The sequence below is a fragment of the Acinetobacter calcoaceticus genome (genome assembly GCF_051947995.1).
GTDB lineage: Bacteria > Pseudomonadota > Gammaproteobacteria > Pseudomonadales > Moraxellaceae > Acinetobacter.
This window is the reverse complement of the sequence record NZ_JBLVVH010000003.1, coordinates 479003-500963: the sequence shown is the minus strand read 5'-3', so window position 1 is coordinate 500963 and position 21961 is coordinate 479003. Positions and strand designations below refer to the sequence as shown.

The following is a 21961-nucleotide window of genomic DNA, read 5'->3' as shown; positions in this document are numbered from 1 at the left end:
GATCGATTTGTTGACACACCCTGATGTGTCAACAAAGCAAATTACGTTCAGTATGGGAGATGGCAATGTCTATAGATTTATCTGCTAAAAAAGCAACTTCAATCAAGTTATTTAACTTTTCTGCACCAGCAATGCGAGCATTCCACATGAGCTGGTTGGCTTTCTTTGTTTGCTTCTTTGCTTGGTTTGCCTGTGCGCCGTTAATGCCGGTGATTGCTGGTGAATTTCATTTAAGCAAAGACCAAATCGCAAATATCAATATTGCTGCTGTTGCAATCACGATTGTAGTCCGCCTCATTGTTGGGCCACTGTGTGATAAGTATGGCCCACGTAAAACCTACACTGCTTTGTTACTCGTCGGCAGTATTCCTGTATTTGGTGTAGCCGCTGCCAACAGTTACGAATCCTTCCTTTTCTTTCGTTTGTTGATTGGCGCCATCGGTGCCAGCTTCGTGATCACGCAATACCATACCAGCATTATGTTTGCGCCCAATGTGGTGGGAACCGCAAATGCCACTTCAGCGGGTTGGGGCAATGCCGGTGGTGGTGCTACACAAGCGTTGATGCCATTGCTATTGGCTGCATTGGTGATGTTTGGTGTTGAACAGGCGATGGGTTGGAGAATTGCGCTGATCGTCCCGGGTGTGATGATGGTGATTGTCGGTATCCTTTACTGGAAGCTGACCCAAGACTGTCCTCAAGGCGACTTTAAAGCATTGCGTGAGCAAGGTGTTGTGGTTGGAAGTGACAAAAAAGGTGGTGTTGCAATCTTGATGCACGCAGCACGTAACTATCGTGTATGGATCCTGTTTGCCTCTTATGCCGCGTGTTTCGGTATCGAAATTTTCATGCACAACATCATTGCGATGTATTACGTCGAGCATTTCAATTTTGGATTAAAAGAAGCGGGGCTGGCTGCGGGAATCTTTGGTTTATTGGCGCTGTTTGCGCGTGCCTTAGGTGGACTGGTTTCAGACAAAGTTGCCCTGAAAAAAGGACTGGATGGCCGTACCAAAGTGCTGTTTATCCTGATTTTGGGGGAAGGTTTATTCCTGATGCTGTTTTCACAAATGAATAGCGTTGCGCTTGCCATGATCAGTATGACGGTTTTTGCGTTGTTTACCCATATGGCTTGTGGAGCAACTTATGCCTTGGTTCCTTTTATTGATCGTGATGCTTTAGGCGGTGTGGCAGGCATCATTGGCGCAGGCGGCAATGTCGGTGCGGTTGCAGCGGGCTTCTTGTTAAAAGGTATGGTCGATATTCAAACCTGCTTGATGGTGTTAGGTGGTTTGGTGGTGTTTGCCGCAGGTTCAGTCATGTTGATCCGCTTTTCAGTCGAACATAAAGAAAAAGAACAACGCTTGTTTGAACAGGCCGTTTTAGAACGTGGCTCAGAACACAGCAGCATAGCTTAACCATTGGACAGATTTTGGGAGAAACACAATGAAATTAGTGATGATTGGTCACGGTATGGTGGGACATAAATTCATCGAAGCCATCCTGGAGAAAGCGGATGATGAACTGGAAATTACCATTCTTGCTGAAGAACCCCGTATTGCTTATGACCGAGTCCATTTGACTGAATACTTCTCTGGCAAGACAGCAAAAGACTTATCGCTGGCGCGTTTTGACTTTGCCGATGCGCACGGTATTGATCTCCGATTAAATACCAAAGCGGTTGAGATCAATCCTGCCGAGCAAACGGTGACCACCAATTTAGGCGATGTCATTCATTATGACAAACTGATCCTGGCGACAGGTTCATATGCCTTTGTTCCACCAATTTCAGGCAATGATCGTGAAAACTGTTTTGTGTATCGTACCATCGAAGACCTGGATGCGATTCGTGCTGCAAGCTTAAATGCGAAGACAGGTGTGGTGATTGGCGGTGGTTTATTAGGTCTGGAAGCTGCCAAAGCATTGCGTGATCTAAATCTGGAAACCCATGTGGTGGAATTTTCGCCACGTTTGATGGCGGTACAGATCGATGATCTTGGCGGTAAAGTGTTACGCCGTAAAATTGAAAATCTTGGGGTGAAGGTCCATACCCAAAAAGCCACGCAATGTATTGAAGCGGGTGCAAGCGCAACACATGTGATGAAGTTTGCCGACGGTAGTGAACTGGAAACAGATATTATTTTATTCTCAGCAGGGATTCGCCCACGTGATGAATTAGCGCGTGTCAGTGGTTTAGCGTTAGGTGAACGTGGTGGGATTAAAATCAATGATTATTGCCAAACTTCAGATCAACATATCTATGCGATTGGTGAATGTGCACTGTGGGACAATAAAATTTATGGCTTAGTCGCACCGGGCTATGACATGGCACGTATTGCAGCAAAACATATTCTAGAAGAAGAAACCCATTGTTTTGCCGGTGCAGATATGAGCACCAAATTGAAATTGATGGGGGTTGATGTGGCATCCGTAGGTGATGCGCATGGCATGACCCCAAACTCACTCAGCTATTTCTATGCGGATGAGGATGCACTGGTTTATAAAAAAATTGTGGTCGATGCAGATAAGACCAAATTGCTTGGTGCGATCTTGGTCGGTGATGCCAAAGAATATAATGACCTGCTACAAATGATGCTGAATGGTCTGGCACTCCCGGAAACCCCTGAAAGCTTGATTATGCCTGGCTTTGCCGATTCAGGTGCCAAAGCAGGCGGCAGTGGTGTCGATTTATTGCCTGATAGCGCCACCATTTGTTCATGTAATAACGTGTCTAAAGCCGATATTTGCCAAGCGATTTGTGATGGTTCAACCTCACTCGGTGCTTTGAAGAAATGTACCAAAGCGGCGACCGCCTGTGGTGGTTGTGCGCCGTTAGTGACACAAGTGTTGAAATCTGAGTTACAGCGTCAAGGGGTAACGGTCAATAACCATGTATGTGAGCACTTCCCATATTCACGCCAAGAAATTTATCACTTGGTTCGTGTCAATGAAATCAAGACCTTTGATGATCTGATTCAGCAACATGGTCATGGTCTAGGCTGTGATATTTGTAAACCGATGGCAGCCAATATTCTGGCATCGTGCTGGAATGATTTCGTACTCAAACCCAGCCATGCGGGCCTACAAGACAGTAATGACTATTACTTGGGCAATATTCAAAAAGATGGTTCTTATTCGGTTGTGCCGCGTATGGCAGGCGGTGAAGTCACACCAGATGGCTTAATTGCTGTCGGTCAAATTGCCAAGAAATATAACCTGTATACCAAAATTACCGGTGGACAACGGGTCGATTTATTTGGTGCACAAATCCATCAATTGCCGTTTATTTGGGAAGAACTCAACGCAGCCGGTTTTGAATCAGGTCATGCTTACGGGAAATCTTTGCGCACCGTGAAATCATGTGTCGGTAGTACATGGTGCCGTTATGGGGTGGATGATTCTGTTGGCTTGGCGATTGAACTCGAGAACCGCTATAAAGGCTTACGTTCGCCGCATAAACTGAAAATGGCGGTGTCGGGCTGTACCCGTGAATGTGCTGAAGCGCAAGGTAAAGATGTTGGAGTGATCGCGACTGAGAAAGGTTGGAACTTATATGTCTGTGGAAATGGCGGTATGAAACCACGCCATGCTGAATTATTGGCTTCTGACCTTGATACCGAAGCCTTGATTCGTTATATCGACCGTTTCTTTATGTTCTATATCCAGACTGCCGATCGTTTACAACGCACCAGTGTCTGGCGTGACAATATGGAAGGCGGTCTGGATTATCTCAAATCAGTGATTGTCGATGACTCCTTGGGATTGGCCGAAGAGCTTGAAAGCCGTATGCGCCATGTGGTTGGGACTTATCAGGATGAATGGCGTACTGCGGTTGAAGATCCTGAGATTCGCAAACGTTTCCAAACCTATATCAATGCCAGTGCAGAACAGCAAGCTGACCCACATATTCAATTTACCCAAGTACGTGATCAGATTCGTCCTTTAAATGACGCTGAACGTTCAGAAGAACGTATTCCCATGGTTGAAGCATAAGGAGAACTCATATGACCAGTTTAAAGAACCTGCATATGCTGCCAGAAAATCAATGGGTTGAGGTTTGTGCGCTAGATGACATTACACCAAATACGGGTGTGGGGGCACTGATCGAAGGTCAATCGGTTGCACTGTTTCGTGTCGGTCATGAAAAGCGGATTTATGCGCTCAGCAATAAAGATCCATTCAGTCAGGCCAATGTGATGTGCCGTGGCATCATTGGCGATTTACAAGGTGAACGCGTGATTGCATCGCCGATTTATAAACAACATTTTAGTTTAGCGACGGGGCGTTGTCTGGAAGATAAAGATCAAAAGCTCTTGGTTTTTCCAACCAAAATTGAAAATGGTCGTGTATGGGTCGGGTCTGTGCCGCAAAAAACCTATATTACCAACAATGGTGTTGCTCAAGAAAAGCTGAAACTGGTGTTAATTGGTAATGGTCTGGCGGGGATGCGTTGTCTGGAAGACCTACTAGATATGGCACCAGATCGCTATGACGTCACCGTGATCGGTGAGGAACCTTGGGGCAATTACAACCGTATTATGTTGTCGCCTGTACTTTCCGGTGAAAAAAACATTGATGACATCATGCTGCATCCACATGCATGGTACAGCGACAAAGGGATTCAATTCATTGCCGATGATCCTGCAATCAAGATTGATCGTACTCGCAAAGTGGTACATACCGAGAAAGGTGAAAGTGTTGATTATGATCGTCTGATCATTGCCACAGGTTCATCGCCGTTTATTCCACCTGTGCAAGGTGTAGACCTAAAAGGTGTGATCAGCTTCCGTGATATTTATGATGTCAACACCATGATCAAATATTGCGAAAGCAAGAAGAATGCGGTGGTGATTGGTGGTGGTTTGCTGGGCCTAGAAGCGGCCTATGGCTTGAAACAACGTGGCATGAATGTGACCGTTCTGCACCTGATGGATCGCATCATGGAACGTCAGCTGGATGGACGTGCCAGCCGTATGTTACGTCATAGTATTGAGCAAAAGGGCATTAATATCATTACCGAAGCCAATACCGAAGCATTGATTGGTGAAGAGGGTCATGTCCGTCAGGTCCGACTTAAAGATGGAACGGTACTGGATGCAGATTTGGTGGTTTTTGCGGTTGGGATTCGCCCGAATATTGCATTGGCTCAACGTGCAGGACTGCGTTGTAACCGAGGCATCTTGGTGAATGACACCATGCAAACCTTTGATCCAAGTATTTATGCTGTGGGCGAATGTATCGAGCATCGTAATCAAACCTTTGGTCTAGTTGAACCGCTATGGGGACAAGCCTTTATTTGTGCAACGCATTTGGCTGAACATGGCAGCTTAACCTTTAAATCACCAACTGTACCAACACAGTTAAAAGTCAGCGGCGTGGATGTATTCTCGGCTGGAAACTTTGAGCCGAAAGAAGATTATGAAGACATCATTCTGAATGACGATAAACGTCAAATTTATAAACGTATCATTATCCAAAAAGACAAAGTGATTGGTGCGGTTCTGTTTGGTGATACGGAAGATGGGATGTGGTATGCCGAGTTGATTGCAGATCAAACACCTGTTTCTACCTTTAGAAATAAGCTGTTATTTGGTAAGGATTTTGCAATGAAAAAGGCAGGGTAAAAGCTAACTTTTTCGTGAAGAATAGGTTATGCATTAATGGCATTGCCGCATATTTCATGTATGGGCTGATGTTATTTGTAAAGGCATTGCCTTACTTTTCAAAGATGAAAAGTAACAAAAATCCTATGTTGAACTGACGGTACGTCCTTGCTACCGCAGCTCAACAAGGCGGCATCCATGCCGCCTGTCACGATAGTGTGTGAAGAGAAAAATCTAGTTTTGGAAAGTTTGTTCATAAGCTGAAACTGGAAAAGAACTCAGAATGATTTTTTAGTTGACTGTAAAGTTCAGCGGATTAACTAGGTAAAGGGGCAGTCATGAACAGTATTCAAAATTTAGAACACAGTCGCTCCGATCAAGCAGAAACAATCATAACAAAAACAACATGTCCCTATTGTGGCGTGGGCTGTGGTGTGGATGTCAGTGTCCAGCATAAAACGCATGGCACAACGGTACAAGTTGCAGGAAGTCTGGATCATCCTTCCAACTTCGGACGGCTCTGTATTAAAGGCAGCAATTTAGCCGATACACTAGGCTTGGAAACTCGTGTCTTGCATCCCATGTTTGGCCGTAAAAACCATCGTCAAGTCACGACATGGGATCAGGCCATCGAGAAAATTGCAGACCAGTTCCAAGCGTGTATTGATCAATATGGCGCAGACAGTGTTGCATTTTATGTGTCAGGTCAGTTGCTGACGGAAGACTATTATGTGGTGAATAAGTTTGTAAAAGGCTATTTAGGCACTGCCAATATTGATACCAATTCACGCTTATGTATGTCATCTGCGGTTGCGGCGCATAAACGTGCTTTTGGTGAAGATATTGTTCCAGCCAGTTATGAGGATTTTGAACATGCTGACATGGTGGTTTTAGTCGGTTCCAATACCGCATGGTGTCATCCTGTTCTGTATCAACGCATCATGCAGGCCAAAAGCAAGAATCCAGATTTATTTGTGGTGGTGGTTGATCCTCGTTTTACCAGTACCTGTGAGCAAGCAGATTTACATTTACCGATTTTACCTGGTCAGGATGTGGCCCTATTTAATGGCTTATTTCAGCATCTTTACCATCATGATTATACCCATCATCATTTTGTAGAGACTTACACTGAGGGCCTAGAGGCTTTATTGACAGCGAGTGAAAGCGAGCAAGATATTAATGCCTTGGTGAAACGTACCGGAATTTCTGCAGAGAAATTACAGCTGTTTTTTGATAAGTTTGCTCAAACAGAAAAGGTGATCACCTTGTTTTCGATGGGGGTTAATCAGTCCTCTCAAGGTGTAAATAAAGCCAATAGTATTATCAACTGTCATTTACTCACTGGAAAAATTGGTAAATTAGGTGCAGCGCCATTTTCCATGACCGGTCAACCCAATGCCATGGGCGGTCGTGAAGTGGGGGGATTGGCCAATATGCTGGCAGCACATCTGGATCTGGATAAGCCGTCACATCAACATCTGGTACAAAGCTTCTGGAACAGTCCTGTCATAGCCAAACAAGCGGGCTTAAAAGCAGTGGATCTATTTCAAGCGGTAGAGAGTGGCGAAATCAAGGCCATCTGGATTATGGCCACCAATCCGGTGGTGAGCTTACCGGATGCAGATCAAGTCAAACGTGCCTTGGAAAGATGTGAGTTTGTGGTGGTCTCTGATATTTGTGCAGATACTGATACCACAGCCTATGCCGATGTGTTGTTACCTGCGTTGGGTTGGGGGGAGAAAGATGGCACAGTCACCAATTCTGAGCGCCGTATTTCACGGCAACGTGCCTTTTTAAATCCACCCAAGCAAGCCAAAGCGGATTGGTGGGCGGTGGCACAGGTTGCAAAAAAACTCGGTTTTACGGGTTTTGAGTTTCGCAATGCCTGTGACATTTTTAATGAACACGCAGCTTTATCGGCCTATCAAAATGCCAGTGTTGATCAACGTGACCAAGTTGAAAATTTCCGTTATTTCAATTTAAAAGGCCTCATGAATTTAAGTCTGGATGAATATAACCATTTACGCCCAACCCAATGGCCAGTCTGGGAGAAAGGGCAAAGCATCGCGGTGGAGCAGCTATTTGATCGGGGCAGTTTTAGCCATAAAAACCAAAAAGCCAAACTGATTCCAACCGTTGCCATTGATCCAGTGCATGCCATCTCCGAAGATTATCCATTGGTGTTGAACACGGGACGGATTCGTGACCAATGGCATACCATGACCCGTACCGGTTTATCGGCAAACCTGACTACGCATCGTGCAGAACCATTTTGCGAGATTCACCCGAATGATGCGTTAAAGTTTGGGATCCGTGATAAAGCTTTGGTTGAAGTCCGCTCGCAATGGGGCTGTTGCGTACTACGTGTGACCTTGGCACAAGGCGTACGCCGTGGTCAAATCTTTGCGCCAATTCACTGGACTGAGCAAGTCGCTTCTGATGCGCGGATCGGTAAAGTGGTCAATCCAGTGGTGGATGCGATTTCAGGTGAGCCAGAGTTTAAACATACTCCTGTAGCCATTCAGCCCTTCCATACCACTTGGCAAGGGGTGCTCTATGTCCGGGAAGGCTTTGAACACCAGATTAAAGCATCCTTACAACGTTGTGCATGGTGGACCAAGATCAAAACGGCAAAAGCCATCCGTTATGAACTTGCTGATCGTCACAGTCTTGATGAGACCCAAAAGAATTTAAAAAGCTTCTTGCCTTTTGTCGATGAAACCTATGAATGGTTAAGCCTTGAAGATATTTCATCGCAACTCAGTCATAGTGTGATTTTAAAAGAGGGTATCCTGATTGCTAGTTTATATATTGCACCGGCTGAGTTATTGCCAAATCGGGATTGGGTGGCGAGTCTATTTAAACGTGAACGATTAAGTGCCTTACATCGTAAAGCCTTGCTGGCGGGTATGCCGATGTCCGCTGCAAATAATGATGGACCACTGGTTTGTAGTTGCTTTAAAGTGGGTAAAAATAAGATTATTGAAGCCATTAAAACGCAAAATATCACGCATGAAAAGCAGGTCACGGCATGTTTAAAAGCTGGTGGCAATTGTGGTTCTTGCTTAGCTGAGATTCGTGGTCTGATTAAAACCTGTCAATTGGAGGCAGAAGCATGAATACCGAATATCCCGCTACAGATCTGGTGATCTTGGCGGGAGGGCAAGCTCGCAGGATGAATGGCATGAATAAGCTGCTGCAACAGTTTGATGATCAGATTCAACTGTTAAAAATCTGTGAATATTTTAAGACTCAGGTTCAACACATTTGGGTGAATAGCCACCGTGATAACTCGATATATAAACAGATTGAACCTGATATTCAGTGTTATGCAGATGACCAAAATGGTTTTCTCGGACCCTTGATGGGGATGAAAAGCGCATGGTCGCATGTTAACGCTGACTATGTTTTATTTATTCCCTGTGATGTGACTTATATTCCCAATCAGGTTGTGCTCAAACTGCATCGGGCTTTAGAAAAAGCTCCGCAAGCACAGGTGGCCTACGTCACCATCAATGGAGATGGGTTATATCCGTTTTGTCTGCTAAAGCGGGATAGTTTATCGGTCCTGGAACAAGCAATCGCTGAGAATAAATTGAGCTTGCGACCTTGTTTTCAACAATTGGAGGCGCAGACGGTCGCATTTCAGAAGCAAAGCCTATTTTGTCATAGCATTAACTCCTTGGATGAGTTGCAACAATATAAGCAGATGAAGGTTTTTTAAACCCTCTATTTCCGCTTAATGAATCGTCTTAGTTGATTTAAGACTGATCAGTGTTGCAATCAATAATGCAGTCGCTGCGGTAATCAGTGAGCTATCGAGGGTGTGATACATTGAAAATAGGGTGTTTGCTATGATTGGCCCAATGATCTGACCGAGGCCATACACCACGGTCATGATGGCAATTAAATTACTTTTGCTTTGCCTTGTGATACGCTGTGCCACCGGCATGGCAATGGTCACCGTTCCCATAAAGGTTCCACCTACCAGTAACGCGCTTAACAGATAACCCCATGCGGTTGGGATAATGATGGGTAATACTACACCGATGGCCTGTAATCCCAGATTAGAAGATAAAGCGACTCGTGTCCCCAGTCTGTCATGGAGATAATGCCAGAAAAAACAGGAAGGAATCGCACCTAAACCGAAGATTGCCCAGATGTGTGCTGCCTCAATATTTGGTAGGGCCTGTTTCACCAGCAAGGGTAAGTAAGTCGCCGTGATAATATAACCAAAGCCAGCCAGAGCATAGATCATAATCAATGATATAGCTTTAGGTGTTTTAGCATAGCTATGAGATAGATTCGATTCGAAAGCTGGTTGCGGCCGAGCCCGGGATAACCCTGCAATAGCAACCAAACCCAGTATCAAACTGGATAGGCCGAGTAATAACCATAAATTTTTACTCTGCCACCCCAGTTGTGTGCCGAAAACCAGAAGTTCAGCGGACAAGGCAATGCCTAAGCCGACGCCAGCATATAAAATAGGGGCTTGATGGGGTTGTTTCTGTTGTTCTAACAGCCATAACGAGGCTGAAACCATGGCGAAGGCACTTAATACACCGGCAAGGCCACGAATAAAAATAATCACCGAAGCTGAATCTACATAATCAAGCAGGATGAGGCAAAGTGTCGTACCTATAGTGGCAAATACTGAGGTGGCATAGCTATGCTGTGACTGAATCTTAATTGCGAATAAAGCCCCGAATAAATAGCCTGCATAATTGGCCGATGCCGCGATACTAGCACTATGCAAATTCAAAATGCCTTCCGCAATCATATGTGGATAGACTGCCGTGAATGCAAAGCGCCCAAATCCCATACCAATCGCCATTACCAGTGCTGCACTCAAGGCTGATTTAAGCGGGCCTTGCTTGGAGATTGCTGTATTCATCCTGCTCATTTTGAATACCAGAATTTAATCGCGATAATTGATGTGATCTAAAGGCCGTGCTTTGCCAAAGACCTGAGTATCTACTAAAAAAAGGCCATAGCTGAAGCAACTTAAAATACAGATTAAAAATATAAGCTTAGACATGTTCATTTTGAATCAGGGTCTTATCTTGAAAAAATTCAATAAAATTTAAACAAGATGCTTTAATCATGTAAAATGATTTGAATTGATACCAACTATCTTTAATAGTGATAGCGATGCAGATTAAGTCTTTAGAAATGTTTATGATGGTGGTAAAGCTAGGCAGTTTTTCGGAAGCAGCAAAGGTCCTGCATACGGTGCAGTCCAATGTCACCAGCCATATCAAAAAACTGGAAACAGAACTGATGGTGGAACTGTTGCATCGACAGAATCCTATTCAGCCGACAAGGGCAGGTATACAGCTTTATAGCTACGCCGAGAAAATGCTCGATCTACAACAGGAGCTACTCGACACCTTCTGCAATACTCAATTGGCAACCCGTTGTCCCTTGGAAATTGGCAGTATGGAGACAACAGCGGCGGTGAGACTTCCCACCTTATTTCGGGATTTACAACAATCCACTCCAGATTTTCCTTTTTCATTATCGACTGCGCCGAGTAGGCAACTCATTGATTGGGTGAAAGCGTCCAAGCTGGATTGTGCATTTGTTGCTAACCACAGACCGATCGAAGGCATGTTTAATTTTCATATCTGGACCGAGAAGCTGGTGTTAATTTCTTCAAAAAAAGCGCCCCAACAACTTTCAAAACAAGATCTGCTTCAAAAGAAATTTATCGCATTTAAACAAGGCTGTACTTATCGCAAAGCAATTGATTCCTTCCTTTCTTCATATCATCTTCCGGCAGCCAATATTATTGAAATGGGGAGTCTGGATGGTATCGTGAGTTGTGTCAGTCTGGATGTGGGACTTGCGATTTTGCCGATGAGTTATGTCCAACAATCACATTTTGTGCATCAGGTTCAAATTCACGATATTGATCTTGCCGAGGAGATGAACACCTACCTGATAGCAGATCAGGATAGAAGTAAATGGGCAACCAATATGCATCATTTTTTTGAGCATTTACAGACGATGGCATATTCAAATGCGAATATAGAAGCAGTATGCGGGTAGTAGAAAAAGATTAGCCAATACAGCAATTTTTTATTTTTAGAATAAGGTGAGAGTACATTCTTCCTTGTTCGAGTATAAAATAACAAGCCGGTATTTTATACTCGAATATTTCACTTGAAAGATAAACTTATTTCCTTTGCAGGTATTTTAGTACCTGATCATAAATAGATTGTAAATAAGGATTTAATGGAATTAAATCCTGTCCAGATTTACTGCGCACATATTTGAAATAGGGGGTTAAAGGATACTGTGCGCTTTCACAAACGATCACTTTAGGGAACCATTCTTTATGAAACTGATCGGCGGTAAGATCAAGAATGACCCCATTAACCACTAGGTAACAGTGCGCGATTTCTGGGGCGCGTGAAGAAATCTGAACTTTTCCCACCCGATAATCAGACTTAATATAATGGACATTGAGTAAATAATACTGCAACAGGTCACAGGCATCAGCACCACATTCCTTTGGAAATTTACTGAACGCGCCTGTAATAAAGCCATTGGTTACATGATCTAAAGCTTCGCGAAAATTGGTTGCAAGATGGGTTAAAGTCTGTATTTCGTTTTGGTAAGTCATGTGGTCTCATTCTTCAAGTGATCAGCATTACCTCTAGTAAAACCTGATTAAATGTAAGATTTAACTAAATTTATTTATTAAATTGTTAACTCTATTATCTCATGTAACGTTCTGATTCTTGATGATTGCTGCGCTACTTCGTGCAATTTGGAACAGTCAATCGCCCTATGGTTAGTAACGGTTGCTGGTGTATAAGCTTAGCTATTTATCTTGTTTTTAACAGCAAGGTTTTTGCGTGTTCCTTATCTAAATTCTTGGGATTGTTAAAATTGTGAACAGTTTTTAATCATTGCATAGCTATCTTAATCCTCGGTCATTCCATAAAATTTATCTACGATAAAGTAAATAACATTTAAGATTTTTTTAAAAACATTTAAATTATTTTATGGAGGATATTTAAAAATATTTTATTTCTAAATTATCAAGCATACTAATCTTATTTAAATACTGGTTATAGCTGGATTTAAAAGGTATAAATGCATGCTTAATAAGGGATAGGTGTGGATGGAAAATAATCATATTTTAATCCTGGGGTAAGGGCATGAATAAAATGTTTAGAATTGAAAACGTATTTCTCGGTTTGATGAATCTCAACTTATATATAGATCATAACTATAAAATTGGAGCAGGAGAACAGTTGGCTGCGTTTATTAAATTTGCAACAAAGCAAATATTATAAATTATCTATCCACTTCAGTAATAAGAAACCGGAAATACGCGAATAGATAGCATTACCTTCCAAAAATGTTAAAAGAATCACTGTTTGAGATCAATTTTTGATAAATCCTGAGGTTGTTAGTCAGGATTTTCTTTAAACATTACAGTTACATAGTAAAAATAAAACTAAACAATCATTACAAATGATAACTAGGATATCTCCATAATTTATCCTGTGTAGAAAAAATGGAGGAGATAAGAAATGCCACAATATTTGCGTATAGCGGAAAAAGTGTATAACAAGTTCAAAGATGAAAAAAAATTTACGCAAAAACCTGTTGAGTATTTAAATTTTTTAATTAAAGAAGTGAGAGAGGAAATTAAAGGCACAGAAATGAAATTGCTGTACCAGTATATTGATTTCCAGGAAGGGTTCCAGAAGCCGCTACGTGATGACGCCTTGAATATTGATGTCAGCTTGGTGCCACATCATCAACATCGAGACGAATTCATTTTATGGTTAGCAGGTTTTATCGAAAGAATTACCATTGGAGGAAAGAAAAAACTTCCCCCAATTCTTGAAAATATTCCACCTGAGTTTACGGTTCATTATGAAATTCAGAAACTGGTTCGTCCTCAGCAAGAGGACTGCTATGACGAGTTGGTCTCCTATTTTAAAAGTGAAGAATTCAAACAACATTCAATGAGTTAATGAAGTTGTGCTAAAGAAGTATGAGGCTCCGAACCCCTCATACTTCTGCAATCGCTGGACTGCAGCGTACCGCCATTAAAGGCGGTATTTTTTTATTTAAATAATCGTATCAGGTGTTTCAGATTAAAGAACAATCATATTGAATCTTTTGAGTTTGTTTTAATTTACTCTGATGACTGCATCCCTTTTATGCCTAGCCTATGGTTATGATACAACCTCTTTCGGCATCACGTTTTTCAATTTAAATTTTTATCTGCTAAAGAAACTCAGGTGGGTTATTTTTTATATGCAAGTATTTTAAGACAAGAAAAACTTTCAGATTTTTAGATTAAAAAGCACTAAGTGGTGAATATGCATCAACTTATTCTTTACTATTTTGATGTAAATAAAAAAATTCTTAAAAATAAAAGCTTTAATTTTATTGTAAATTTGAAATTAAGTTATTGAAATTAAATAGCTTTATATTTGTAAAAAAAGATGTTTTTCATGTAATTTTGTGTATAATTTCGCCATAAAAGCCTCTGTGAATTTATAGAACTGCTCTATAGATCCACAGGGGTTTTTCTATGGAGATTTATCTGAGATGGAAGATCTGAGTTAATTTGTGTGGATGGTATTAAATGATCCTTTTTTCCAGAACGGCCCTTGTTGATCCTGAAATTCAATTAAGTGCTCAACGTCTTTCAACTCGTTTCAGCTTTTTCGGCTTGGGTTTTGCCACGGCTGCATGGGCGCCGCTGATCCCTTTTGCCCAGCAGCGTCTGCATTTTAATCATGCGGATTTCGGCTTATTACTATTATGTGGCGGTTTGGGGGCGATGCTGGCAATGCCGGCGACGGGAAAAATTGTCCAGCGTATTGGCTGCCGTGTACCGATAGGCTTCGCTTTATTACTGCTTGCCATTTTGTTGCCAAGTTTGAGTCTATGTAGTACCCCTTTAATGATGGCCATTGCCTTATTCTTATTTGGTACGGCATCAGGGAGCTTGGGCGTTGCGCTTAATATCCAGGCTGTGGTGGTTGAGAAGAATAGCCTGAAATCGCTGATGTCTGGCTTTCATGGTATGGCCAGTCTGGGCGGTTTGGCTGGTGTACTGACCATTACCGCACTGCTTGCCTTAAGTGTTTCGCCACTCGTGAGTGCACTGGCGGTGAGCCTGCTTTTGGTGCTTATTGCTGTTCTTTTAGCACCGCTGAGCATAAAAGCCGTGGAAAATACGGCTCCAGAAGCTTCATCCCGTGTTAAAAAGTCTCTGCGTCAGCGTTTACCGCAACCTTTGATTGTGTTGATCGGGATTGCCTGCTTTATCATTTTTATGATGGAAGGTGCGGCGATGGACTGGAGCGGGATCTATTTAACTCATGAATATGGGGTTAATGCCGCTTTTACCGGATTGGCCTATACCTTCTTTGCGATTGCCATGACCACAGGACGTTTTACAGGGCATTACCTGATCCGTTATTTTGGTGAAAAAAAGCTTTTAACTTATAGCGCGATTTGTGCAACTTTAGGTTTGGCTTTGGTCAGTATCGCACCGCATTGGTGGCTGGTTTTAGCAGGGTATACACTGGTTGGTGCAGGTTGTTCCAATATCGTTCCGATCATGTTTTCACGTGCAGGACGTCAGACAGTGATGGCAAGCGCAGTCGCTTTGTCTTGTGTGTCGACATTGGCCTATACAGGCATTCTGGTGGGGCCTGCTTTCATTGGAATGATTGCTGAGCTGATTGGTCTAAGTACAGTGTTTATGGCGTTATCTGTTCTATTATTATTGATTGTGGCTTTAAATCGTTTTACTTACGTGAAATAAGCATCCGAGTGAACTGAACTGGCAATATCTGGATACTGCCAGTTCCTGATAAATCGAAGTACTATAAATTTTGATAAATCGGATTAACGTTACGCATGCCCATAAATCTGAAATCCTGCTGAGCAGTTTTGTCCTGTAAGTCGTTAAGAAATGCATTGCGCCAGTCATTAATATCAAAATCTTTTAAACCTTTCATCAGTTGTTTGTAGCGTGAAATACGTTCTTGTCGTGGCATTTCCAGTGCTGTTTTTAAAGCAGCGATCATTGCCGTTTTGTCAGTTGGATCAACCAGAAGTGCTTCTGACATGTGTTCCGCTGCACCTGCATATTTGGATAGGATCAGTACGCCAGGATTAGACGGATTTTGCGCGGCAATATATTCTTTTGCCACCAGATTCATGCCGTCACGAATTGAACTGATCCAGCATACATCGGCTTGACGATAGATTTGCATTAAATGATGATGCTTCATGGCACCATAGATACATTCCACCGGTTGCCAACCTTCCTGTGCAAACTCCTGATTAATCATCTCGATCTTGATTTTAAAACGCTCAAATAAACGTTGATAAGCAGGGACTTCCAGACGGCACGGGCAAGCAATCTGTAAATGCTGGATATGCTGTTGATATTCAGGATATTGCTCTAAAAATTCTGCATAGGACAAGAAGCGTTCCAGTAGACCTTTTGAATAATCGATCCGGTCGACGCCGATAATGGTTTTTGCTGCATTCAGTTCCACAGGACGGGTAATGAAATCCTGAACATCGATAAACTGTTGCGCCGCTTTTTGAATTGCTGTGGGATTGACCCCGATCGGATAGCATTTAATCAGCGTCAAACGTTGATGATAGCTTAATAAGGTTTGCTGAATCTTCTGTGCTTTTAATAGGGAGGTACAGACCTGCATACAGACTTTTTGGTCTTTATCGGTTTGCAGGCCAACCACATCGTACTGGCATAGATCTTCAATCAATTGTTGGGCGCACGGGATTCTTTGCCAGATAAATAAAGGAGCAAAAGGAATATGCAGGAAGAATCCAATCTTATTCTGCATACCCAATTCACGGCAATATTTTGCCACACTGAGAAAATGGTAGTCATGTACCCAAATGGTGTCGTCTGGTCCCGCAATTTCAGCAAGTTTTTGCGCGAATAAATAATTAACTTGCTGATATCCTTCATACTCCGATGATTTATATTCAATCAGGTCAGAACGATAATGCATGGCTGGCCAAAGTGTATTATTGGCAAATCCGGCATAATAATCTGAATATTGCGACTCAGTTAAAGGGCAGGTGATATATTCAACGTCATCTTTACGAAGTAAATTAAATTGTACCTCATCTTGTGTATCGACTTTTTCTCCGTTCCATCCGAGCCATACACCGCCAATATCATCTAAAGCATCTTGAATTGCCACGGCAAGCCCACCTGCTGCAGGTTGTTGTCCGTTTGGAATACTGACGCGATTGGATAAAATAATTAATTTAGACATATTTTCTCTCCACCTAAGTTGTTGTTACCCTTAATGTTGTTGTCATGGTTTTGAACATGCTCTAAAAATAATTCTAAAAAATCATGAACTTGTTTTGTGTCTTCAAGTTGGTATCTGGCATGGGTCAATCCTTGGCCTACTTTGATTGAAATGCCTTGTTCAATCTGATTGACAATATAAAAGCCATCTTCATCCGTAACGTCATCGCCAATAAAAATGGGTGCATAAGCATCTTGTTGCTTGAGGTGCGCCAAAACTTCCTTAATTGCCAGACCCTTATTGGCTTGTGCGGGAATTAACTCATAAACGAATTTGCCTTGAATTAATTTCAACTGAGGAAATACTTGCTGGGTTTCCAATATTATTTTTTTTGCAATATTTTCCAGTTCAGGCGCTTTTCTATAATGTAAAGCGATTGAAGAGGTCTTATTTTCAATCAGTAAGTCAGGATAAGAGCTACATGCTTTAGTTAATATGTTGTAAATATAAGAAATTTCTAAAAAATTTTTCGATGTTTTTAATTGTTTTTCTTTACTTAGATATATTTCTAAGCCATGTAATGCAGCAATCGGAAGATCAATCGTTTCAAATAGTTTACGTGCAGATTCAATATCCCGTCCCGTTACTGCGACCACCGGAATTTGTTCTAATATTATTTTATTTATAATATCTAAAGTGCTCGATGGAATATAGCAATCATTAGGATCTAATTGGAAATCCGATAAAGTACCATCTATATCCAGAAACAGGCATGGCTTATTATTATTCGAGCTAAGCTTATCTCTCAGACAGGTTAAATAATCTGATGCTGAACTTATTTTATCTGTTCTATTGTTCAATTTTAATATCTCTTATTACCATTTTATTTTATTATAGAGCGATAAAAAATTTATAATAGTTGAGTTGTCAATAAGCAAACATAAGCAGAACGTAATTTACATTAGTAATGTTTGTAATACATCGTAAATTTTTCTTACATTTCTCATATAGAATCTTTTCATGTTTGATATTTATATAGTGCATGACTCTATTGTGGTACATACTTCAATATATTAATTTTTAATAATCTGTATTGAGTCGAAGGAGGTGAATATGCAAAAAGTATCTGACTATTATGATGATTTTCCAGAATTTAATCCTGCAAATTATGATCAGGAGGGAAATTATAAACCTGAGTATATGATTAAAAGAAACAAGATATATCAGACAAAAGATATTGGTGATAAATTGTATAATGAGAAGAGAGAGTTATTGTTAAAACATAAAAAGTTGATATATTGATATGCATTATGTGATTTGGTAATCATTTTATCTTAAATTTTTGCAACATGTCTCATATAAAAAGAGCTTATACGTCAAAGTAATAAGCTCTTTTTATTTTGTTATTGAAGAAGTATTTATTGTAAAGGTAATTGTTTGAGTTTTAATGGATTTTAATTTAATTGTTTTTTTATTTAGCCTGTTGTAATAAATATTATTTTAAATTTGTATATGTATATCTCTTATATTCTTAAAATGTTTCAAGAATAAATGCAGTGTCTATTAATCAGTAATTCTGACTTTTTAATTCAGATAAAAGGTCTTGACCTTTAGCTTGATAAGTTCTATTTTAGAACTTGATTGAAATTTGTGCATGTTGGTATGCTGTAATCTACTGCACTACTGTCATGAACAATGTGAGAGAAAAATAACAGAAATAAGGAGTTAGAGATGCGAGCAGCTCATTATCAGCAGATTCCATTGCAATTTTTATTCGAGCATCAGGCAACCTTGGCTGGGCTTGGGAAAATCTTATGGCGCAGTCTACAAAAAGCTAAAGCGCCCACAAGTGATTGGCAGGCACTTGCACCCATTAAAGAAATCATTCGGCCGCCTAGCGATGAGTTAGTGAATAATTATATTCAGTGGAGTGGGGCGTCCGTCACTCAATATCCTGATACGATTCCAGCGCATATGGTATCCCAATGGGGGCTATCATTTGCGATCCGACTACTTTTACAGACTGCTTATCCGCTTGGTCAGGTCATCAATCAGGGCGTGAGTCTAAAAATTGATGGTGATATTCCCAGAAATGAAAAACTGCTGATTCAGGCCAAGATTGCACATGTAGATGAACGGAATGGTTTGGCGCGTGTTTCCGTGCAAATCATTACCGGAACGATTACCCAGCCGGCACTGGTCGAAACAGTCTTACACATGGCATTTATGCTGCCGCATTTTAAAAAAGCCAAGCGTACAGAAACCCGTGATGAGAAAAGCTGGCAACCTGTTGGGGAATGGTCTGCGACAGCAGATGATGGTTTTAAGTTTGCCTTATTGACCGGGGACTTTAATCCAATCCATTGGGTTGGGCCATTAGCGAAAATGTCGAGCTTTGGCCAAAAGGTTCTCCATGGCTTCGGTATGTTTGCACGCAGCTTTGAGCTACTTCCTAAATCGATCCAGCAAATTGATGTGCGCTTTCTAAAATCGGTTAAACTACCGTCAAAACATAATCAGGTTGAAATCAGCACTGAGCAAGGACAGAATCATGTTCGTTTGGTAAATGCAGCTGGGCAAATCTGCTTAACGGGCCATTATTCATAATAATAAGGTGAAAAATAATGACTGGCACAGCACCAAGACAGGATGTAACCGCTTGCATATTATGTTCGCGTAACTGTGGACTGAGCGTAGAAATTGAAGATAACCAGTTTAAAAAGATCAAAGGGGATGTAAACCATCCCTTCACACAAGGTTATATCTGCCAGAAAGCGGCTCGTTTGCAGCATTACCAGCAACATGCAGACCGTTTGACTACGCCATTAAAGCGTCAAGCAGATGGCTCTTTTAAGGAAATCAGTTGGGATCAGGCGATTCAGGAGATTGCGGAACAATTGGTCCAGATTCGGGATAGCCATGGTGGAACTGCCTTCGCTACTGTCGGTGGCGGTGGGCAGGGCAATCATTTGGGCGCTGCTTATGGCCGGCAACTGTTATATGCTATGCAAAGCTTTTATGCTTATAACTCCTTAGCCCAGGAAAAAACAGGTGATTTCTGGGTTAATGGTCGTTTGTTCGGTAGTCAAGCCTGTCATACCACGGAGGATGTGGAGCATGCCGATTATGTACTGTTTATTGGAACCAATCCCTTTCAGGCGCATGGCATTCCCAATGCCAGAGATACATTGAAACAGATCAAAAAAGACCCAGACCGTACCATGGTGGTGTTTGATCCGCGCGTCACAGAAACAGCAAAACAGGCGGATATTCATGTACAGCTGAAACCGGGAACGGACGCTTATCTAATGTCTGCCATGATTGCAATCCTGCTGAAAGAGGAATTGTATGATCAGCAATTTATTCAGCAACATACCCATGGTTTTGACGAAGTAAGACAGGTGTTTAAAGCAATTCCGATAGAACAATATATCCAGAAAGCAGATGTTCCGGTTGGGTTGATTTATCAGATCGTACGTGATTTTGCTCAGGCCAAACGTGGTTGTGTACGTATTGATTTGGGAATTCAACATACTTTAAATACCACCCTGAATGGCTATTTAGAGAAACTTCTATATCTGCTGACAGGGCATTTTGGTCGGCAGGGAAGCAATAATCTGCATAGCATGTTTATTCCAATCCTGAGCCATACCGATGAGCGTAATCCCAAGTATCGGCGTACTGTATATCATAAAATGTTTCCGATTTCGGGGTTCTTTCCGCCGAATATCTTGCCAGATGAGATCCTAAAGGCCGGAGAAAAACGGATTCGTGCCGTATTCGTGGATAGTTGTAACCCTTTACTGACCTATCCGGATACTGCAGCTTATGAACAAGCCTTCCGGTCACTGGAGCTTCTGGTTGTGGTGGATGTTGCAATGACAGAAACAGCACGTCTGGCCGATTATATTTTGCCTGCCCATAGCCAGTTCGAAAAATGGGAATTTACAGGATTCAATTTGGAATTCCCTAAAAATGGCTTTCATTTACGCCATCCGCTTTTTAAAGCCCAAGGCGATACTTTGCCTGAGGCCGAAATTTATACCCGATTACTGGAAGCCATGCAGGTGATTCCCCGAAAGTTTCCTATCCTGAGCAAAGTTGCGGAAAAAGACAGTGCAAAAACGGCTTATCTTGCCTATTTCGGAGCGCTGGGGGCCAGTTTTGTTCAACATAAGCAACTGATCCCCTATGCTGCTTCTATTGTTTATCGCACATTGGGTCAAACATTGCCGGATGATGCCGCCTCGACTGCTTTGTTGTTGCCCTTATGCATGCAATATGCGGCACAGCATTTTAAAGCAGTGAAGCGGGCGGGTTATGCTGGTAATCGTTTTAATCTTGGTGTAACGCTTTTTCAGACCATTTTGAAACAGCGTTCAGGCGTGGTGCTGTCGCAGCATGATTGTGCCGATGTCTGGGAGCTGATCGCCTATAAAGATAAAAAGATCCGTTTAGCAATTCCGGAAATGTTTATCGAACTGGCGGAGTTAAAGCATCAGAAATTTGCAGCCACAGCAGAATATCCTTTTATCTTGCTGGCAGGTGAACGGCGTAGTTACAACGCCAATCAGATCTATAGAGATCCTGCATGGCGTAAAGTCGATGCAGAGGGGCGTTTAAGAATCAATCCTGATGATGCAGTGGCGTTAGGCGTCGAAACAGGGCAAATGCTGCAATGTATTTCTGAGCATGGCCAGATTCAGGTTACGGTTGAGCTTGATGAAGGGATGCGAAAAGGTGTAGTGTCGTTACCGCATGGTTATGGATTAAGTTATGCTGGCGCTGAACCAGTCGGGCCACAATTGAACCGACTGACTTCAACTCGGCATTGTGATCCGTTGTCCAAGACACCCTACCATAAATATGTACCTGTACGTTTGCAGCCAGTAACGGTTTAGACGATCAGGGTATTGATTTTATTATAATGATGCACCAAATTTAATCACTGCTGAACAAATTGCCTGAAAATAGTGCATGCAATTTTGAACAAAAATATGCAAGACATCAGATATTTTTATGCGTAAATTGAAGGTGTTGCTGATTTGTATGAATCAGCAACAGCAAGCTTGA

The 21961-nt window shown here is 41.9% G+C and carries 15 protein-coding genes; 11 read left to right on the top strand and 4 right to left on the bottom strand.

All coding sequences use genetic code 11. From position 1 onward, the window contains the following. Positions 1 to 65: 65 nt before the first annotated feature. The 5 genes from ACNQO6_RS08265 to mobA all read left to right on the top strand — a co-directional run bounded on the left by ACNQO6_RS08265 (position 66) and on the right by mobA (position 9327). Positions 66 to 1418, top strand: a complete 1353-nt coding sequence (locus ACNQO6_RS08265; protein WP_440208650.1) for an MFS transporter — start codon at positions 66 to 68, stop codon at positions 1416 to 1418. A gap of 28 nt (positions 1419 to 1446) precedes the next feature. Continuing rightward, entirely contained in the window at positions 1447 to 3993 is a 2547-nt protein-coding gene (nirB, locus tag ACNQO6_RS08260) for a nitrite reductase large subunit NirB (protein ID WP_440208649.1), read from the top strand. An 11-nt stretch (positions 3994 to 4004) separates the two neighbouring features. Continuing rightward, positions 4005 to 5624 (top strand): nitrite reductase small subunit NirD, encoded by a 1620-nt coding sequence (gene nirD, locus ACNQO6_RS08255; RefSeq protein WP_440208648.1) that lies wholly within the window; start codon positions 4005 to 4007, stop codon positions 5622 to 5624. Positions 5625 to 5941: 317 nt separating this feature from the next. After that, on the top strand, positions 5942 to 8722 hold the full coding sequence (locus ACNQO6_RS08250) for a molybdopterin-dependent oxidoreductase (RefSeq protein ID WP_440208647.1): 2781 nt from the start codon (positions 5942 to 5944) through the stop codon (positions 8720 to 8722). Continuing rightward, entirely contained in the window at positions 8719 to 9327 is a 609-nt protein-coding gene (gene mobA, locus ACNQO6_RS08245; RefSeq protein ID WP_440208646.1) for a molybdenum cofactor guanylyltransferase, read from the top strand. The genes ACNQO6_RS08250 and mobA overlap by 4 nt, the downstream gene beginning before the upstream one ends. A gap of 15 nt (positions 9328 to 9342) precedes the next feature. Here mobA and ACNQO6_RS08240 read toward each other — a convergent pair whose 3' ends face one another. Beyond that, positions 9343 to 10497, bottom strand: a complete 1155-nt coding sequence (locus ACNQO6_RS08240; RefSeq protein WP_440208645.1) for a YbfB/YjiJ family MFS transporter — start codon at positions 10495 to 10497, stop codon at positions 9343 to 9345. A gap of 257 nt (positions 10498 to 10754) precedes the next feature. Between ACNQO6_RS08240 and ACNQO6_RS08235 the strand changes: the two genes are divergently transcribed. Then, on the top strand, positions 10755 to 11654 hold the full coding sequence (locus ACNQO6_RS08235; RefSeq protein WP_440208644.1) for a LysR family transcriptional regulator: 900 nt from the start codon (positions 10755 to 10757) through the stop codon (positions 11652 to 11654). Positions 11655 to 11781: 127 nt separating this feature from the next. On the opposite strand, the gene ACNQO6_RS08230 is transcribed toward ACNQO6_RS08235, so the two are convergent. Continuing rightward, the gene (locus tag ACNQO6_RS08230; protein WP_343580131.1) at positions 11782 to 12231 is read right to left on the bottom strand and encodes a hypothetical protein; all 450 of its coding nucleotides are present in this window, start codon (positions 12229 to 12231) and stop codon (positions 11782 to 11784) included. A gap of 919 nt (positions 12232 to 13150) precedes the next feature. Here ACNQO6_RS08230 and ACNQO6_RS08225 point away from each other — a divergent pair. Both ACNQO6_RS08225 and ACNQO6_RS08220 read left to right on the top strand, forming a co-directional pair. After that, positions 13151 to 13600: a hypothetical protein gene (locus ACNQO6_RS08225; protein WP_440208643.1), complete on the top strand. Its 450-nt coding sequence runs from the start codon at positions 13151 to 13153 to the stop codon at positions 13598 to 13600. A 620-nt stretch (positions 13601 to 14220) separates the two neighbouring features. Continuing rightward, entirely contained in the window at positions 14221 to 15411 is a 1191-nt protein-coding gene (locus ACNQO6_RS08220; RefSeq protein ID WP_440208642.1) for an MFS transporter, read from the top strand. 61 nt (positions 15412 to 15472) lie between these two features. Here the strand turns inward: ACNQO6_RS08220 and ACNQO6_RS08215 are convergent, their stop codons facing one another. Together ACNQO6_RS08215 and otsB are read right to left on the bottom strand one after the other, a co-directional pair. Further along, complete coding sequence (locus tag ACNQO6_RS08215) at positions 15473 to 16909, bottom strand: trehalose-6-phosphate synthase (protein WP_440208641.1); 1437 nt, start codon at positions 16907 to 16909, stop codon at positions 15473 to 15475. Continuing rightward, entirely contained in the window at positions 16897 to 17748 is an 852-nt protein-coding gene (gene otsB, locus ACNQO6_RS08210) for a trehalose-phosphatase (protein ID WP_440208640.1), read from the bottom strand. The genes ACNQO6_RS08215 and otsB overlap by 13 nt, the downstream gene beginning before the upstream one ends. Positions 17749 to 18001: 253 nt before the next feature. On the opposite strand from otsB, the gene ACNQO6_RS08205 reads away from it, so the two are divergent. The 3 genes from ACNQO6_RS08205 to ACNQO6_RS08195 all read left to right on the top strand — a co-directional run bounded on the left by ACNQO6_RS08205 (position 18002) and on the right by ACNQO6_RS08195 (position 21789). Continuing rightward, positions 18002 to 18190, top strand: coding sequence for a hypothetical protein (locus tag ACNQO6_RS08205; protein WP_343580124.1), 189 nt, complete (start codon positions 18002 to 18004; stop codon positions 18188 to 18190). Between the two features lie 429 nt (positions 18191 to 18619). Next, positions 18620 to 19495 carry a MaoC/PaaZ C-terminal domain-containing protein gene (locus tag ACNQO6_RS08200; RefSeq protein WP_440208639.1) on the top strand — a complete coding sequence of 292 codons (876 nt, stop codon included), beginning with the start codon at positions 18620 to 18622 and terminating at the stop codon, positions 19493 to 19495. A 17-nt stretch (positions 19496 to 19512) separates the two neighbouring features. Continuing rightward, positions 19513 to 21789 (top strand): molybdopterin-dependent oxidoreductase, encoded by a 2277-nt coding sequence (locus ACNQO6_RS08195; RefSeq protein ID WP_440208638.1) that lies wholly within the window; start codon positions 19513 to 19515, stop codon positions 21787 to 21789. The last annotated feature ends 172 nt before the right edge of the window (positions 21790 to 21961 follow it).